The organism is Patiriisocius marinus (assembly GCF_008974325.1).
Classification (GTDB): Bacteria; Bacteroidota; Bacteroidia; order Flavobacteriales; family Flavobacteriaceae; genus Patiriisocius; species Patiriisocius marinus.
This window is the reverse complement of the sequence record NZ_BKCG01000001.1, coordinates 102,459-119,142: the sequence shown is the minus strand read 5'-3', so window position 1 is coordinate 119,142 and position 16,684 is coordinate 102,459. Positions and strand designations below refer to the sequence as shown.

Here is a 16,684-nt window from a genome sequence, read left to right as displayed (position 1 = left end):
GTATATGATATTTGGGCTCTTTTAAATTAGATGTTTTCTGATTGTTATAGAAAAGAGTGGTTATTTATTTTCTTGACCAGGTGGGTATTGCATTAAAATTTCAGAAACAATGGTATTAATTTTTTCTTCTTTCTTATCAATGTCGTTTCCAGTATACAATGAAGAACGACCTATGCCTTGCCAAACTAACTCATTTGTTTTAGCATCAATTAAATCAATGTACAAGCTTCCTTCTGTTGTTGTTGAAACGTTGTTTCCGTAAAAACCTGGTCCCCAATAAGGTCCCCATCCCCAACCACGACCATAATAGTTGTTATAAACATCAACGCGTTCGTTTTCTTTAGTGAAGATGCTTACAAGTAAATCTGGCGATGCAGATTTAGTCATCCCCTTTAAAGCCATTTGAGACTCAATTGATCTAAGAATACGTTTTTTGTCTAAGTCACTAATTTTAGCTTTATCTATACCGGGTTTGAAAAAAGCAAATGAATTGTAACTATCAAAGTTTGCCTTTCTATCGTAATCTGTAGCAACCCTTACTGAGGAGCAAGAAGCTAGTAATACGATGGCAAACACTGGTAATAATTTTAAGATTTTCATAGTGTTAATTTTTAAAAAGTGAATCATCAACAAAATTAGGGAGTGTTACTTTTAAAGTTGGATTACGATCCATTTCTCTTTTAATAGCAAAAACAGCTTCCTCATTTCGAGCCCAACTACGTCTTGCAATTCCGTTATTTACATCCCAGAAAAGCATAGATTCTAATCGTCGTTGCGCGTCCTTACTACCATCAAGTACCATACCAAAACCGCCGTTAATTACCTCACCCCAGCCAACGCCACCACCATTGTGTATACTTACCCAAGTTGCACCTCTAAAACTATCTCCTATTACGTTATGTATAGCCATATCTGCTGTAAATCTACTTCCATCATAAATGTTGCTAGTTTCACGATATGGAGAATCTGTTCCAGATACATCATGATGATCTCGACCAAGTATAACAGTTCCAATTGTACCTTCGGAAATATTCTTGTTAAAAGCACTTGCTATTTTCATTCTACCTTCAGCATCTGCGTATAAAATGCGAGCCTGGCTACCAACTACTAATTTGTTTTCTTGAGCACCTTTTATCCACGTAATGTTGTCTTGCATTTGTTGTGTAATTTCTTCAGGAGAATTTTTCATAATCTCTTCAAGAACTTCACAAGCTATTTGATCTGTTTTAGCTAAATCTTTAGGGTCTCCGGAAGCACAAACCCATCTAAATGGTCCAAAACCATAATCAAAACACATAGGCCCCATGATATCTTGAACATAACTTGGATATTTAAAATCAATGCCGTTTTCTGCCATAATATCTGCGCCAGCTCTTGAAGCTTCTAGTAAAAACGCATTACCATAGTCAAAAAAGTAGGTTCCTTTTGCGGTGTGTTTATTTATTGCTGTAGCATGACGTTTAAGCGATCGCTGTACTTCCTCTTTAAACTTGGTAGGATTGTTAGCCATCATTTCAACTGACTCCTCATAAGATAGCCCAACAGGGTAATAACCTCCAGCCCACGGATTGTGTAAAGAAGTTTGGTCACTACCTAAATCGATGTGTATATTTTCTTTGTCAAAATGTTCCCAAACCTCAACTATATTTCCATCCCAAGCTATTGAAACGGTCTCCTTTGCAGCTAAGGCAGCTTTTACTCTTGTAGCAAGCGTGTCTAGATTGTCAATAACCTCATCAACCCATCCTTGCGTATGTCTAGTATGCGTTGCTTTTTTATTAACCTCACCACAAACTGTTACGCATCCTGCAATGTTTCCTGCTTTTGGTTGAGCACCACTCATTCCTCCAAGGCCAGATGTAACAAATAACCCACCTTTAGGAGATTTTTTAATTTTTCTGAAACCATTTAATACTGTAATTGTTGTTCCGTGAACAATACCTTGAGGTCCTATGTACATATAACTACCAGCCGTCATTTGTCCATATTGCGTAACTCCAAGAGCATTAAATTTCTCCCAATCATCAGGTTTAGAATAGTTAGGGATCATCATTCCATTTGTAACTACAACGCGAGGCGCATCTTTATGTGATGGGAATAACCCAAGAGGGTGACCAGAATAAACAACTAAAGTTTGCTCATTAGTCATTTGTGCTAAGTAGGACATAATTAAACGATACTGCGCCCAGTTTTGGAAAACAGCTCCGTTACCTCCATAAGTAATTAACTCGTGAGGATGTTGTGCTACAGCGTGATCTAGGTTATTCTGGATCATCAACATGATAGCTTTAGCCTGTTCACTTTTACCAGGATATTCGTTAATAGGTCTAGCGTAAATTTTATAATCTGGACGAAAACGATACATGTAAATACGGCCGTATTCTTCAAGTTCTTTTTTAAACTCGGGTAGGAGTGTAGCATGATGTTCAGGTTCAAAATATCTTAAAGCATTTTTTAAGGCTAAAATTTCTTCTTCTTCAGAAAGTATTTTTTTCCTTTTTGGTGCGTGATTAACTTCTAAATCGTAGCTTTTAGGATTGGGAAGTTGTGCTGGAATACCTTGTAATATTTCGTCTTTGAAATTCATATATGTTACTTTATGTGCTTATTATTTAATGCTAAACGCTCAAAATAATAGTAGTTTATTTAGTAGCTCCTGTTTTTTTATTGAAACCATATGGACAATGACGGCAGCCACTTTCACAACAATAACCACGTTTTAAATGGTACTGTTCTGTAAAGCATTTGTAGCCTTCAGGGGTGAGATAAAAATCACCTTCTTCAATTTCTATTTTTTTCTTTGGAAACAACATCAAACAAAAATAAACATTTAATATTTCAGTAGTAATATTATAAGATACTGATGCCGATATTATTCTGAAATATTAATGGTATGATTTCTGTTATATTTCATTTAAAATTAAATGAAATGATTCCTGTAGTTAACAGATTTTTAATTCATAAGTATTATAATGGTGTCACCGTATGGCCTTTTGTGCTAATGAGACATAAGGCTTTAAAAGACAACCTTGTATTTATGAATCATGAAAAAATTCATTTACGTCAACAAATTGAATTATTAGTATTGCCTTTTTATATATGGTATTTACTAGAGTTTATTGTTAGATTATTTCAGTATAAAAATTGGGATCTTGCTTATCGAAATATCAGTTTTGAAAGAGAGGCTTATGCAAATGAAAAAGACCTCAACTATATAAAGAAGAGGCCTTTTTGGGTTTTCAGAAATTATTTGTGATTTCTGTGGGGAACTTTTAAAATTACATTTTAATTATTTTCTTAGTAACTGAACCATCCTTAGTGTTAATTGTAATATAATAAACACCAGTTTCTAATGCAGATACATCTAGTGTGTGCTTGTTACTTTCAGTTGCAATAGTTTTAACAATTCTTCGGCCTCTTACATCATAAATTTCAGTGTTTAATATTTCAGAATTAAAAGAATCAGCAATAATAATATCTGAAGTTGGATTAGGGTGAACAATTATTGAATTCTCTAGTGCAGCATCGTTTAAGCCTGCTATAAAAGGACTGAATATTAATGTAAACCTGTTGTCGTAATCTCCAGTAGCGGCGTTAAATCTATAATTTCCTTCGCTTAAGTTGGTAGTTATTTGAGTAAGATTATCTCTTAAGAATACTGTTGCAGTGCTAATATTAGGACCTTCTACAGCGCTTAGTGATATAGTGTACTCGTGATTATCTTGATCAACTAGTGTTGAGAATCCAAATGGAATTTCAGACATTGGGTCAAAATTTGACATTCCTTGGATAGATAGTTTTTCACTTCCATCCTGAAGGTGAGAGTATAATGAAACTATAGTACCAAGTTTATCAGAATCATAACGTGCATCAATTCCATCAGTTGCTTGAGATAAAAACCCTAAGCCTGCTGTACTTCCTAGATTGTAAATTTCTTCTTGAACTTTTAGCCATAATAAATCTCTGCTATCTGGTGCTCTTAGTGTTGTGTTTCCAGATGTTAATCGCATATCATTAGTAAAAGTAACTAAGCCTCCACTATTAGCTTTAATCCCAAAACCTTGTCCTGTTGCAATTACACCATTAGGGGTTGTTCCTCCGCTTGAAGCAGGTGTTCCCATAGTTCCATTATATATTGAAACATCTTGCATATTGAAATTAGCAGTGTCTGGTCCAGGAATAGATCCACTTGGTGTTGTGTTATGTTCCCAAAAATATACTTCACTTACAATTGGGTTATTGTCAATGAATAGCGAAGCATTTATTGCAGATGCATATGGATTTGCTAGGATGTTTGGGCTGTCTTGTTTGTCATCGCCAAAGTACGCATTATAAGATATGTTACCAGAGTTAAGTGTTCCAACAGTATAATTATAATTGTAAGTACCGTCGTTAACATATGATGGTCTTACGTAATAACCTTCCGCGGGATTTAAGATTCCTGTTTGCACTTCGAAATCGTTAAAATCATTGTCTAAAAAATTAACTCCATTAACAGGTGGTGTGCCAATGTAGGGATCAAAATCTTCAGTATTATGCTTAAAAACACCGTGTGCATTATCAAAAGCTACTTTAGTTTCGGTATCCATTGGGCTACCTAAAACCATAATATCTCGAGCTATTAAAGCAGGAGTCGTTAGTGCTACATCAATAATAGCGCCCGCTTCTCTAATAACTTCAGCATCTGCATCAGTTTGAACAACATTAGCTGTATGAGCAACAATTAATGATCCATCAGTTTTAACGGTAATATCTTTTTGCACTTTTATATAATTGCCGGCATCTACTTGTAATGCGTTGTTAGCATCTACTTGACAAGTACAAGCATCAATATTACCATCGTCGCTAGTATTGTAATTTGAAGTAATTCTAGCTAAAGAACCAATGCCTGGAGTTCCATCATCCCATGAGCTACCTGTCCATTTGGTTTCGTTAGGGATTACTGTAATAGTAGCCATAATGCTATCTTCAAAACCGTAGTCATCTTTAACTGTTAGTAAAACTGATTTTGGTGTATCAACATCATCACAGGTAAAAGTCATTGAGTTAACACCATCTATTTTATATGAAATAATACCCTTGTTATCTGTAGATAAACTACCTACTTGAGCAGCAGTAACGGTTACACTTCCTGAATTTGCAAGCGTAGCTATATAGTTTTGTGTAACAGCAACAGGAGCTTGGTTGTCATAATTAGGATCTTTTAAAATATAAACTCCTCCATCTGTATTAGATGATATTTCTCCGAAACCAGTTGCTAATAAATTTCCGCTTTCAAAATATGGATATACATTCCATAAACCATTTGTCCCTGCAGAATTAGAATTAGGTAAAGTGTCAAAGTAATTAACCTCTGTCATACTTGGTGGTGAATCATACAATCCATCAACTTTTAAAACTCTCATACCTGCACGATAATTAGCTAGATAATATCTATTTCCTCTAACATATCCATTGTGGTCAGTTGAAGGAGTATTTCCGTTATGTGTATAATGTAATGATGGATTGTCTAAATCATTTAAATCAAAAACAAGAGTTCTTGTGTTAAACCCTGAAGCACCTTCATCTAATTCATCTCCAACTATAAAGAATCTTTTATCCTCTGTAAACCAACCTTGGTGTGTATATTCTTGATCTGTATAGGTAATTTGACCAATAATTGTACCTGGGTTATCTACGTCAATGATAATAACATCATTAGAACCGCTGAAGCTACCAATCATTATTTCTTTTCCTTGATGGTCTGGATCTGGCCCATTATAAGTTAATACTTGAGCATCATGACAATAACCATATGTAGAAATGTTTCTTACTAATGTTGGATTAGTTGGGTTTGAAAGGTCAAGTACTCTAGGTCCACCGCCATTTCTATTTGATCCTAAAAGATATAACCTACCTGAAGCTTCATTAATAAAAATATTATGCACAGTTCTTAAACTATCAGCACTATATAAACCATCTTGTGTGAAAGTTAGAGGAGGATTGTTAACATTTCTTAATTTAGTTAAATCAAATATTTGCATACCTGGAGCTCCTGCATCGTCACTTACAATATAGGCATGGTTATTGTAAATCTTAACATCACTGTAATAACCGGCTCCACCATGATTAGGGAGTTTACCTAAATAAATTGGACTTGTTGGATTTGAAATATCAATAAAAGCAGTACCGTTATTTAAACCAACAATTGCATATTCCTTTCCAGTTGTTGAATCTGTCCAACCCCAAGAGTCTTGTGCCTCAATTGCACCCATTGATGCTACTGTGATTTTACTTTGCAATGTGATTCCATCGCAAGGGTATCCTGCTGCAGTACCACCAGAACAAGGGCTTTGAGCAATTAATATTGAGGATAATAAAAGGAGTGTTAATGTGTAGAGTTTTGTCATTTTAATAGTTTGCGGGGTTAATTTTTAATTTTCTTCTAAATAAGTAAATTCAACAGTACAGGGGATTCCAATTCCTACATGAGCTCTACCATCACCTGAATTACCAGAGTTTTCAAATCCTGTAGAAGAATGAACATCTATTTGTAATCTAAAATCATAGGTGGTGCCAGCATCTAAATCTAAATATAGTACTAGTGATGAATCATGTCTAAAACTATCTTCAAATTGATCTGCAGCAAGTAATTCATTATTATGTAACGAATAAGCATGGGTATATATATTATTCGAACTACCGTCAAAAATGAAACGGAAATACCCTTCTTGTGTCTGCATACGAACATCTCCATTTGAAGATGGTAATAATTTTCCTGCGCCAAAATTAAAATTTGCTTTCACTCTATAGGTTCCCGTATAATTAGCTGTGAATTGTGTTCCAGAACCAAGCCCTGGTATATCTACAAATCCTCCAGAAAAAGTAGGTCTAAAATCCAGGCCTGACTGTTCATAAGTTTCGGCTTGTTCTATTAAATATTGAGGAGTCCATTTAGCTCCATCCCAAGCATAAATTCCTGGGTAAACATCGTTGTTGCCAGTTGAAGTATTGTTAGTGTTAAAAACAACCGTCCCTTCAGCTAAATTTCCACCTTGTGGATTTAGTACAGGAAAAGCAATAATAGAAGAAGTTAAGGCAGCTTTTGGAAAAACAATACCAGCTAAATTACTATTTTGAACATCTAGCATTCCTTGTGGTTTATCAGTTGCAATTCCTATTTGCGCAGAACTTACAAAGTATGAAGTTGATAACAATAACGTTAAGATGAATGTTTTAAAGTATTTTGATTTCATAGTAATGTAGGTTAAAATTATCTTTCTAAATATGTGAACTCAATACTACAAGGGACCTCTGTGCCAAGATAACCACGACCTCTACCAGAGAGAGCATTATTTCTAAAACCTTGATTAGATGATGTTGTTGTTTGTAAAAAAGTAAGACTAAAAGGATATGAAACTCCTGCAACTAGATTAACAAATTTAATAATAGTTGTTTCCTTCATTGCATTCGTATAATCAGTAGCGCTTGGGTGGTAGCTAGAAAAAGATTTAGTAGTTGCAGAGTATACTGTTCCATTAAAATCTAGATTATAGTCTCCCTTTCCAACCACTGTGTGCATTCCTCTATTTATTTTTACTTCGCCAGCTCCAAAATATCCACGCATTTCTATTTTATAAGTTCCTGTATAATTTGGAATAAATATATTTCCGTCTAAGGCTCCTAATCCTGGAACATTTTCAGGAACTCCTAATGATGAAGTTCTTAAACCAGTGCTCTGAGTAAATAAAGTAGATTCTTTTTTGTAAAAGTGAGTAACCCATTTTGTTCCATCCCAAGAATAAATTCCTGGTTCAACATCATTTAAACCTGTGCTTGTTAAGTTTGTGTTGAATATAGTCGTTCCAATAGCTAAAGCCCCACCCTGTGGATTTTGAACTGGATTTTGGTTAACGGTAGAGGTTAATGCTGCCGTAGGGTAAACAAACCCCATCGTACTACTGTTAATATCCAACATACCTTCTGGTGTTGTAGTTCCTATTCCCACTTGAGCAGAAGTCGAAAAAGAAAGTGCTATAAAACAAATTAATTGTATAATTTTTTTCATCTTTTATTCTTTTATTATTCAGTCAAATAAGTTATTTCTACAGAACAAGGAATATCAAATCCTATCCATCCAGTTCCTTGAGTGTATTGATCACTGTTTGAGCTATTGTGGTTGCCGGAATTAACAAATTCTGGTGCAGGTAATTGATCAAATTCTAAGTTTAGGTTGTATGTTTGTCCTTGTGTGCAATGTTTGTAGATTACTACTGAATACTGTTCCCAAATCAAATAGTAATTAGATGTTCCCGATGTAGTTGCATCACCAGTTACACTATATGAAAGTGCTTCGTATAAATTTACGTCTCCGTCGAACGTAAATCTAAAATTTCCTTTTTGTGCAGCGACATCTGTCATTGAATTATCTCCATCGACATCCCTAAGATAACCACCTCCATAATTTACACTTAGCTCTATTTTGTAATTGCCAGTATACTCTGCTGTAAAGGTTCTGTTTGTTAAGCCTGGAATATTTTGATATCCAGAGGAAGACTGTGTACGTAAATGACTTGTCTGAGTTAAAAATTCTGATTGTTTTTTAGAAAACTTATTAAACCATTTAGTTCCAGTCCATACATATATGCCTGGAACAACATCATTAGAACCAGTGCTAGTAGTATTTGTATTATAGACTACGGTTCCAACGGCTAAACTACCACCTTGTGGATTTATAACAGGTGAAGCGTTGTTTAAACTGTTTAATGAAATTCTAGGTAACACGACTCCGTAAGTACTACTGTTTACATCAATGATTCCTTCCGGAGTGGTCGTATTTATTCCTACTTGAGCATTACCCACATAAGTATGTGCGAATAGTGCTATTAAACACAAGAAAATTAGGGGGTAGTTTGTCTTCATATTTAGGTTATTTCCGTTACTTCTAACAATAGTACACAAAAAGAACGTTTAAAAACATATTTATTCGTTGAAATGCATAAAATTTTAACAAAATAGTATCGATTAACGGTGTATTAGATGGTTAAAGTGTTTTTTTGATTATAAGTTAATAGTGAAATAAAGATTTAAATTGACTGATTTATATTCTTAATTAGGCATTTCTAATAGGAACTTAAACTGTATATTTAACCTAAAGCACTATAAAATTTTGAAGTCTATAAATCAGCCTATTACATTGTTGAATAATTGGGAACTTTCTATTAAGAGGGAAGATTTGTTAATGCCTGAAATAAGTGGTAATAAATTTAGAAAACTGAAATACCAACTTCAACAAATTAAAGGCTCAGAAATTAAAACAATAATAACTTTTGGTGGAGCTTTTTCAAATCACATTGCTGCTGTCGCTACTGCGGGTAAAAAATATAATTTGAAAACGATTGGAATAATTAGAGGTGAAGAACTTCGTTCAAAAATTTCAGGAAACCCTACACTTAGTTATGCTGAAAAGCAGGGTATGCAACTCGAGTTCATTTCCAGAGAAGCATATAGGATGAAAGAAAATGAGGAATTTATTTCTCAACTAAAGGAAACATATGGTCAGTTTCATCTTATTCCAGAAGGTGGTACAAACGACCTTGCAATTAAAGGCTGTGCCGAAATATTAACACTTGAAGATACTGCTTTTGATTATATATGTGTCGCTGTTGGAACTGGAGGCACAATGGCCGGAATAGTTTCTACATTAGCCTCCAATCAATTTGCACTTGGTTTTTCTGCATTAAAAGGAACATTTCAGAAAAAATTTGTCGCTCAACAAACTACACAAGAAAATTTTGAGATTACAGATTCGTATAATTTTGGAGGCTATGCTAAAATAGATTCAGATTTAGTACGTTTTATCAATACATTTAAAGCACAACACGGTGTATTGTTAGACCCTGTATATACGGGAAAAATGATGTATGGTATTTACGACTTGATAGAAAAACAATATTTCAAAAAAAATAGCCGTATTTTAGCAGTCCATACGGGCGGACTTCAAGGTATTGCTGGTATGAACTTAATGTTGCAACGAAAAAATCTTCCTTTGATAGATGTTTAAAAAACTTCCAAATACACTACTAGTCCTATTAACAATCACATTATTATTAGGTGGTTGCAAGGCAAAAAAGAAAACAGTAAAATATGCTAAAAAGCCAAAAACTGAAACTGTAGTTAAAAATACTCCAACTCCTGTAAAGGAGGATACTAAGACTGTTGTAACTCCTAAAGTGACACCTGCTAAAGTTGTAAAGACGGGTACCTATGAAGAGGTGGTTTCTAACTATGTTTATCAATATGCCGCAATTGCTAAAGAAGAAATGTTACAATATGGAATTCCTGCTAGTATTACACTTGCTCAAGGAATTTTAGAAAGTGGAGCTGGTAGGGGTGAACTTAGTAATAGGGCTAATAACCATTTTGGTATTAAATGTCATACTAGTTGGGAAGGTGAACGAGTGTATCATGATGATGACGAAGCGCAGGAATGCTTTAGAAAATACAAGGATCCTAAATATTCTTACAGAGATCATTCGCTTTTTCTAACAGGACGTAGTAGATATGCATCGCTATTTAAATTAGGAAAAGATGATTATAAAGGTTGGGCGCGAGGCCTAAAAAAAGCCGGATATGCAACAGATCCTAAATATCCTAATAAACTTATTTCAATAATCGAACGCTACAATTTACAGCAATACGATGATGATGTTCTTGGGAATGGCCCTAGTGTAGTAACTAAATCTGATAATTCTACTATAAGCTCTTATACTGTAAAGAAAGGCGATACATTATATAGTATCTCAAGAAAGTTTAATATTCCAGTAGATTCATTAAAACGTTATAATGGGCTTACTAGTAATGCTTTGTCAATTGGGCAAGTGTTATATTTACATTCAGTTAAAAACTAATTTTATCACAATGATATATAAAAGAAGCAGCGCACTTTTCGCTGAAGCACAAAAAGTAATTCCTGGGGGAGTTAATTCGCCTGTTAGAGCTTTTAAAGCAGTGGGAGGTGACCCAATATTTGTTAAAAAAGCAAAAGGAGCATACCTTTATGATGAAGATGATAATACCCTAATAGATTACATTAATTCTTGGGGACCTATGATTTTAGGGCACGCTTTTGAGCCTGTAGTTAGTGCAGTTGTTGAAAAGGCAAAAAAAGGGACTAGCTTTGGTATGCCAACAGAAATTGAAACTAAAATTGCAGAACTTGCTGTAAAGATGGTTCCTAATATAGATATGATTAGGTTTGTTAATAGTGGAACTGAGGCTTGCATGAGCGCAGTTAGATTAGCACGTGGATATACAGGGAGGGATAAAATTATAAAATTTGCTGGTTGTTATCATGGACATAGTGATTCATTTTTAATTCAGGCAGGTAGTGGTGCTGTTACATTTGGAGCACCTAATAGTCCTGGTGTAACAGAAGGAACTGCAAAAGATACTTTACTTGCTAGCTATAACGACTTAGAGAATGTAGCGGAGATTATAACAAATAATAAAAATGAAATTGCTTGTATAATAATAGAGCCAGTTGCAGGTAATATGGGGTGTATTCCACCTCAAAAAAACTTTTTACAAGGACTTCGAACATTATGTAATGATAATAATATCCTCTTAATTTTTGATGAGGTTATGACAGGTTTTAGATTGGCTGCAGGTGGTGTGCAAGAATTGTATGACATTAAAGCCGATATTGTAACTTATGGTAAAGTAATAGGTGGTGGACTTCCAGTAGGTGCCTTTGCAGCTAGGAAAGAAATAATGAGACATCTTGCTCCATTAGGACCGGTTTATCAGGCAGGTACGCTAAGTGGAAATCCATTGGCTATGGCAGCGGGTCTAGCGATGTTAACACATTTAGATGAAAATCCAGATGTTTTTAAAAGCTTGAATAAAAAAACTGCCTATCTACATAATGGGTTGAGTGATGTACTAACAACTCAAAATGTACCACACACTATAAATAGAGAAGGGTCAATGATTTCAGTGCATTTTTCCGAAACACCTGTAGTTGATTTTAAAACTGCAGCAAATGCAGCTAATAATGGGAAGTTTAATATTTTCTTCCATTCAATGCTTTCGCAAGGAATATATATAGCTCCTAGTGCTTATGAAACTTGGTTTCTATGTGATGCATTAACATATGAAGACTTAGATAAAACAATTGAAGCAGCAGCTGTTGCTGCTAAAAGTTTATAACATAAAAAAATCCCTTGCATTGCAAGGGATTTTTTAAAATATGATGTGTAAAATACGATTACTGCATCGCTTCCCAAGCAGTAAATTGCTCAGCAGTCAATGTTTTCTTCATAGATTTAACTAATAAATCGTCGTATTTCTTTTTGTTAGCTATAACCTCAGGGTTAGTAGCATCTTTACCGTTTATGTGCTTTCTGTAATTTACCTCTTTAGCTGTTAAAGCTCTAAAGATATAGCGTTGTTGGTCTCCAGTTAAGTTTAATGCATCGCTTAAATCACTTGTTTTTTGCTTAGCAATCACCTCTGGTCTATCTTGATCCTGTGACAACGTTTGTGCAGTAGTGTTTTGCATTCCTAATAAGAACACTGCAGCTACAGCAATTACTTTAAATATGTTTTTCATGACAATGGGTTTAATTTGTGGATACTAATGTAAATAATTTGAAAACAATAAACCAATAATTGCGCCAAAAAAGAACGAATAATAGACTAAGTGCTATAATTTAGATTTAATAAGGCTTTCGTCGAAAATTTCAGAAACCGAAAAATAGCGCATACTCAACCAAAATACAATCTTACTCATCAAGAGATACCGTTTACTAAAAGTATATTTTTAGAGCGCGTATTCAAGAGTATTTTTAGATTAAATAATAGCTAGAACGATGATCTGACAAATCATTTAATTCTTATTAATCTTTAAATAATAGTACTATGAAAACTAAAATCTTATTAATATTAGCGCCTTTAGTATTGCTAACAGTCGCTTGGAAAATTTTAGAAACCGCACCTGATTATTCCGAAACAAGTAGAACCTTAACTCCAGAATCCGGTTGTGTATTTATGACAGTTATGGGAGAACAGTCTTCTGAAAATTTTTCAATGTATAAAAACAATGAAAATTTACAGTTAGCTGTTCGTGACGGACTCTCGTGGCTTTCTAAGGCACAAAGTTCAAATGGTGGCTACGGCGCTGGAAATCACAGTGCTCAGCACATTATGGATCCACACGCGGTAGTAAGTGATCCTGCAACTACGGCAATGGTAGCAGCAGCTTTTTTAAGAAGTGGAACAACTTTAAAGAAAGGTGTTTACAGGGATCATCTAAAAAATGCAATCGAATATCTATTAAATGAAGTTGAGAGAAATCAAAATAATGAATTTATTGCTGAAGCTCGCAATACTCAAATTCAACGAAAATTAGGAGACAATATTGATGTGGTGCTTACTACTCAGTTTTTATCAAGCTTGCTAGACAGAGATTTAAAAGGTTTAGACAAAAAACGTGTTAAACGTGCCTTGAATATGTGTGTTGATAAAGTACAACGATCTACAGATCAAGAAGGAAAACAACGTGGAGCAGGATGGGCTGGAGTATTACAAAGCGGACTTGCTAATAGCGCTTTAGAAGCAGCGCAATCTGTAGGTGGAGCTGTTAATAGTGACGTTTTACAAACTATGAGAGATTACCAAAAGTCTAATTATTCAGATGACGGTAATGTAAACACTGCTGATGGTGCGGGAGTAATGTTATATTCAGTTAGTGGAAGTGTTAGGGCAACAGCAAAAGACGCTCGAAAAGCCAAAAAAATGATTAAAGAAGCGAATCAATCTGGAGCAATAAATGACGAGGTAGTTACTGTTGAAAATTTGAAAAAAGCAGGAATGACAGAAACTGAAGCAATAGAATATAATACGTCATATAACGTTTATCAATCTGCGAAACAGACTGCGCAACGCGAAGATGTAGTTTCAGGTTTTGGTAATAATGGTGGGGAAGAGTTTCTTAGCTTTTTACAAACGGGAGAGTCGTTAGCGGTAAATGATGATAATGATTGGAGAAAATGGTACGACGATATGAGTGGTCGTATTTTAAAAATTCAGAATCAAGATGGCAGTTGGAATGGACACCACTGTATTACTAGTCCTGTATTTTGTACTGCAACAAGTTTATTGCTACTTACAATTGAAAACGATATTAATTACCTGAAAGAAATGGGTGAGGAATAGTTAACAACAATTTATAAATGACGGGTACTATTACTTTTGATTTAATTAAAATTAAGATATCTTGAATAAAAATAACACCGTTTATATTTATGGTAGGGATAGAGTGCCGCTTAAGCCAAAAAGCAGGCATCTAATATAAGCGAAAAGACCCCGAAATTAGTTCGGGGTCTTTTTTTGTGTTGACGATTATAAATATTTAAAAATTAGCTTTTTATATTATAATTTAAGATTGATTATGCACTTATTTTTGATTTTAAATCTCAATTTTCAAATGGTAGTTGAGTTATTGTTTAGTAACTAAACGGAGTGTTGTGTCATAAATATTTGTTCCTTCCATTTTAGATTTTAGCCATGCATAGAAGCTCATTATAAAAATATCTTCTTTTTCTGTGCCTATCCATTCAAATGATTTTTCAACAATGTCGTGAAATTTTGGACTAGTAACTTCCTTGGGAGATTCATAATAAACTGCTACTAACTTAATAAAACGGACTACTCGATGTTCACCAATACTGTTTAGTTTTTTAGAATACTTAATATTAAAAGTCTTTAATCTTGAAAGCACTAAATCTAGTTTGTCTAATTCAATAAGTACCAGAATTTCAATAATACATTTTTTTACTACCCAAATCCACCCATTTTTTTTCTCATACCAAGCATCGCTATGATTAAAGCTTTTAATAATGTAATATGCATTATTAAATTCCTGTTGCTGAAAATAACACATAACTAATGTGAGTTCTATATCGAGTGACTGCTTAGTGAATCCTTTCAATAATGCGATAGCTTCGTTAGGTTTGTTTGTGTAGTTTAAAAGGAGACCTTTGTTTAGGTAAAGTTTCTCTAGAAAGCGAGTATGATATTTATTGTTTTGTTTCGCCATTTCAACTTCCATTTTCTCTGTAAAGTGTTGACTAGTTTTAAATTTCTTATTTCTAAAACTAGCAATAGCCATTAAATTTAGAATTTCAATATGATAAAATAAGTGTTTATCAACTTGATGTTCTTTTTCAGAAATAATAGCATACAATTGTGTCATAAAAGGCATACTCTCATAAAAGTTGCTTTGTAATTTAGAGGCAGTCGCCGAAATATTCAACAATTGAAATAGTGATTTATAACTTAAACTGGCATCAAGATTTATGTCAAAAGCTCCAAAAGCCGAAGTGATTATCTGCTCAATTGATATAGCTTCTTGTTTTTTCAAATCCCTTTTTATGGTTGCATACACCATATTGAGTTGCTGCTCCTGTGTAAATAGTTTTAGGTTTAAGTTAGATGCATTTATAGTTTCGGTAAATGATGCCTTTTTGTTTAAATGCGCGTACTGAACTTTAGTGTGGTAAATTTCTGTGAGTATTGAGTATAAGTCTAATTCTAATGCTTGCTTTTCGGCTTTGTCTAAAGTTTTAAATGCAATTTTATATTTTTTGTGTTCAAATAAAATACGAGCAGCGAGTATTAGTTTGAAAATTTCTAACTCATCACTAGCTTCTCTTTGAAAACTTTTTGAAGCAATGAAATCTATTAATGAATAGTGTAGTCGGGATGATAATGCGTGAAGTGCATTGCTCGACTTCTCGCCATAAAGTTTAATGTCTATGTCTTGTGATACACCTGAAGCTAATAATTTGAAAAGCTTTTGATTTTTAGTATCACCTCTTCGGTTCTTTTTATTCAGAAATAATAAGAATTCATTACACTCTTCTGGTGATAAAATTTCCATAATTTCAAAAAGACTATTCATTTAATCGTAAGTATTATTGTGTTAAATGGCAGTAAATATAAGTTTTAATGTGATTTTTAGTATTATTAAATCGTAAGTAATTTTAAAAATTAGTATTTCGGCTATGCCTAAATCACCACATCTTTGTGTCATCATAATTTAATAATCATCAAAATATAAACATTATGGAAACGCAAACATTTAATGAAAAGAAACCGGTAAATGCACCTTTAATTGATAGTATAAGCCAAAAGAAATCTAAAAAAGTTAAAAGGAATTTTAGTTGTAAACCTAGTCCAGCTTTTATTGGTGCCTCGTGGTCGGCACTACTAATTGGGATGGTCTCCTATTGTATAGGATTATGGAATGTGGGGATGGAACTAAATGAGAAAGGATATTATTTTACAATATTGTTATTTGGATTATTTTCAGTAGTCTCAGTTCAAAAAAGTGTTCGAGATCGAGTGGAAGGAATACCAGTGACTGATATGTATTATGGTATAAGTTGGTTTACAACCATAGCCTCTATTGCACTTTTAGTAATAGGATTATGGAATGCAGATATTGAATTGAGTGAAAAAGGGTTTTATGGGATGTCATTTACTTTAGCACTTTTTGCAGCAGTTGCAGTACAAAAGAACACTCGTGATGTGAGGTTTTTAGAAGAAAAAGAATAATTTTAAGAGGTTGCGTGCTTACTTTCTAGTGGGTGCGCAATCCACAAATTAATTAATGGGTATTTTGTGACCAATATGTAGAAAC

General features: G+C 33.9%; 15 protein-coding genes. 6 read left to right on the top strand and 9 right to left on the bottom strand.

From position 1 onward, the window contains the following. Positions 1–60: 60 nt before the first annotated feature. The 3 genes from GBH57_RS00525 to GBH57_RS15950 are packed head-to-tail and all read right to left on the bottom strand — an operon-like array spanning position 61 to position 2,813. Positions 61–600 carry a DUF4136 domain-containing protein gene (locus GBH57_RS00525; RefSeq protein WP_151672098.1) on the bottom strand — a complete coding sequence of 180 codons (540 nt, stop codon included), beginning with the start codon at positions 598–600 and terminating at the stop codon, positions 61–63. 4 nt (positions 601–604) lie between these two features. Beyond that, complete coding sequence (gene hutU, locus GBH57_RS00520; protein ID WP_151672097.1) at positions 605–2,587, bottom strand: urocanate hydratase; 1,983 nt, start codon at positions 2,585–2,587, stop codon at positions 605–607. A 55-nt stretch (positions 2,588–2,642) separates the two neighbouring features. Next, entirely contained in the window at positions 2,643–2,813 is a 171-nt protein-coding gene (locus GBH57_RS15950) for a C1orf53 family protein (protein WP_161596046.1), read from the bottom strand. An 80-nt stretch (positions 2,814–2,893) separates the two neighbouring features. Between GBH57_RS15950 and GBH57_RS00515 the strand changes: the two genes are divergently transcribed. After that, positions 2,894–3,256: a hypothetical protein gene (locus tag GBH57_RS00515; protein WP_306424008.1), complete on the top strand. Its 363-nt coding sequence runs from the start codon at positions 2,894–2,896 to the stop codon at positions 3,254–3,256. Between the two features lie 22 nt (positions 3,257–3,278). Here the strand turns inward: GBH57_RS00515 and GBH57_RS16180 are convergent, their stop codons facing one another. Genes GBH57_RS16180 through GBH57_RS00495 form a run of 4 tightly spaced genes read right to left on the bottom strand, consistent with a single transcriptional unit; the run spans position 3,279 to position 8,901 of the window. Further along, entirely contained in the window at positions 3,279–6,389 is a 3,111-nt protein-coding gene (locus tag GBH57_RS16180) for a choice-of-anchor B family protein (protein WP_151672096.1), read from the bottom strand. Positions 6,390–6,413: 24 nt separating this feature from the next. After that, positions 6,414–7,235 (bottom strand): phage tail-like protein, encoded by an 822-nt coding sequence (locus GBH57_RS00505; RefSeq protein WP_151672095.1) that lies wholly within the window; start codon positions 7,233–7,235, stop codon positions 6,414–6,416. Positions 7,236–7,252: 17 nt separating this feature from the next. Further along, positions 7,253–8,047, bottom strand: coding sequence for a phage tail-like protein (locus tag GBH57_RS00500; RefSeq protein WP_151672094.1), 795 nt, complete (start codon positions 8,045–8,047; stop codon positions 7,253–7,255). Positions 8,048–8,061: 14 nt separating this feature from the next. After that, entirely contained in the window at positions 8,062–8,901 is an 840-nt protein-coding gene (locus GBH57_RS00495) for a phage tail-like protein (RefSeq protein WP_151672093.1), read from the bottom strand. 247 nt (positions 8,902–9,148) lie between these two features. Between GBH57_RS00495 and GBH57_RS00490 the strand changes: the two genes are divergently transcribed. The 3 genes from GBH57_RS00490 to hemL are packed head-to-tail and all read left to right on the top strand — an operon-like array spanning position 9,149 to position 12,189. After that, positions 9,149–10,042: a 1-aminocyclopropane-1-carboxylate deaminase/D-cysteine desulfhydrase gene (locus GBH57_RS00490; RefSeq protein ID WP_235904619.1), complete on the top strand. Its 894-nt coding sequence runs from the start codon at positions 9,149–9,151 to the stop codon at positions 10,040–10,042. Continuing rightward, positions 10,035–10,889, top strand: coding sequence for a glucosaminidase domain-containing protein (locus tag GBH57_RS00485; protein WP_151672092.1), 855 nt, complete (start codon positions 10,035–10,037; stop codon positions 10,887–10,889). Before GBH57_RS00490 ends, GBH57_RS00485 begins: the two co-directional genes overlap by 8 nt. Before the next feature lie 10 nt (positions 10,890–10,899). Next, positions 10,900–12,189, top strand: a complete 1,290-nt coding sequence (gene hemL, locus GBH57_RS00480; RefSeq protein ID WP_151672091.1) for a glutamate-1-semialdehyde 2,1-aminomutase — start codon at positions 10,900–10,902, stop codon at positions 12,187–12,189. Between the two features lie 58 nt (positions 12,190–12,247). Here hemL and GBH57_RS00475 read toward each other — a convergent pair whose 3' ends face one another. Further along, positions 12,248–12,592, bottom strand: a complete 345-nt coding sequence (locus tag GBH57_RS00475) for a hypothetical protein (protein ID WP_151672090.1) — start codon at positions 12,590–12,592, stop codon at positions 12,248–12,250. A gap of 308 nt (positions 12,593–12,900) precedes the next feature. On the opposite strand from GBH57_RS00475, the gene GBH57_RS00470 reads away from it, so the two are divergent. Next, the gene (locus GBH57_RS00470) at positions 12,901–14,196 is read left to right on the top strand and encodes a prenyltransferase/squalene oxidase repeat-containing protein (RefSeq protein ID WP_151672089.1); all 1,296 of its coding nucleotides are present in this window, start codon (positions 12,901–12,903) and stop codon (positions 14,194–14,196) included. Between the two features lie 283 nt (positions 14,197–14,479). On the opposite strand, the gene GBH57_RS00465 is transcribed toward GBH57_RS00470, so the two are convergent. Next, positions 14,480–15,922: a hypothetical protein gene (locus GBH57_RS00465; protein WP_151672088.1), complete on the bottom strand. Its 1,443-nt coding sequence runs from the start codon at positions 15,920–15,922 to the stop codon at positions 14,480–14,482. 185 nt (positions 15,923–16,107) lie between these two features. On the opposite strand from GBH57_RS00465, the gene yiaA reads away from it, so the two are divergent. Then, entirely contained in the window at positions 16,108–16,599 is a 492-nt protein-coding gene (gene yiaA / locus GBH57_RS00460; protein ID WP_151672087.1) for an inner membrane protein YiaA, read from the top strand. The last annotated feature ends 85 nt before the right edge of the window (positions 16,600–16,684 follow it).

What these genes read in the sequence shown, in the direction of transcription:
- GBH57_RS00525 (WP_151672098.1), bottom strand. Translation starts at nt 600, where the DNA reads ATGAAAATCTTAAAATTATTACCAGTGTTTGCCATCGTATTACTAGCT.
- hutU (WP_151672097.1), bottom strand. Translation starts at nt 2,587, where the DNA reads ATGAATTTCAAAGACGAAATATTACAAGGTATTCCAGCACAACTTCCC.
- GBH57_RS15950 (WP_161596046.1), bottom strand. Translation starts at nt 2,813, where the DNA reads ATGTTGTTTCCAAAGAAAAAAATAGAAATTGAAGAAGGTGATTTTTAT.
- GBH57_RS00515 (WP_306424008.1), top strand. Translation starts at nt 2,894, where the DNA reads ATGATTTCTGTTATATTTCATTTAAAATTAAATGAAATGATTCCTGTA.
- GBH57_RS16180 (WP_151672096.1), bottom strand. Translation starts at nt 6,389, where the DNA reads ATGACAAAACTCTACACATTAACACTCCTTTTATTATCCTCAATATTA.
- GBH57_RS00505 (WP_151672095.1), bottom strand. Translation starts at nt 7,235, where the DNA reads ATGAAATCAAAATACTTTAAAACATTCATCTTAACGTTATTGTTATCA.
- GBH57_RS00500 (WP_151672094.1), bottom strand. Translation starts at nt 8,047, where the DNA reads ATGAAAAAAATTATACAATTAATTTGTTTTATAGCACTTTCTTTTTCG.
- GBH57_RS00495 (WP_151672093.1), bottom strand. Translation starts at nt 8,901, where the DNA reads ATGAAGACAAACTACCCCCTAATTTTCTTGTGTTTAATAGCACTATTC.
- GBH57_RS00485 (WP_151672092.1), top strand. Translation starts at nt 10,035, where the DNA reads ATGTTTAAAAAACTTCCAAATACACTACTAGTCCTATTAACAATCACA.
- hemL (WP_151672091.1), top strand. Translation starts at nt 10,900, where the DNA reads ATGATATATAAAAGAAGCAGCGCACTTTTCGCTGAAGCACAAAAAGTA.
- GBH57_RS00475 (WP_151672090.1), bottom strand. Translation starts at nt 12,592, where the DNA reads ATGAAAAACATATTTAAAGTAATTGCTGTAGCTGCAGTGTTCTTATTA.
- GBH57_RS00470 (WP_151672089.1), top strand. Translation starts at nt 12,901, where the DNA reads ATGAAAACTAAAATCTTATTAATATTAGCGCCTTTAGTATTGCTAACA.
- GBH57_RS00465 (WP_151672088.1), bottom strand. Translation starts at nt 15,922, where the DNA reads ATGGAAATTTTATCACCAGAAGAGTGTAATGAATTCTTATTATTTCTG.
- yiaA (WP_151672087.1), top strand. Translation starts at nt 16,108, where the DNA reads ATGGAAACGCAAACATTTAATGAAAAGAAACCGGTAAATGCACCTTTA.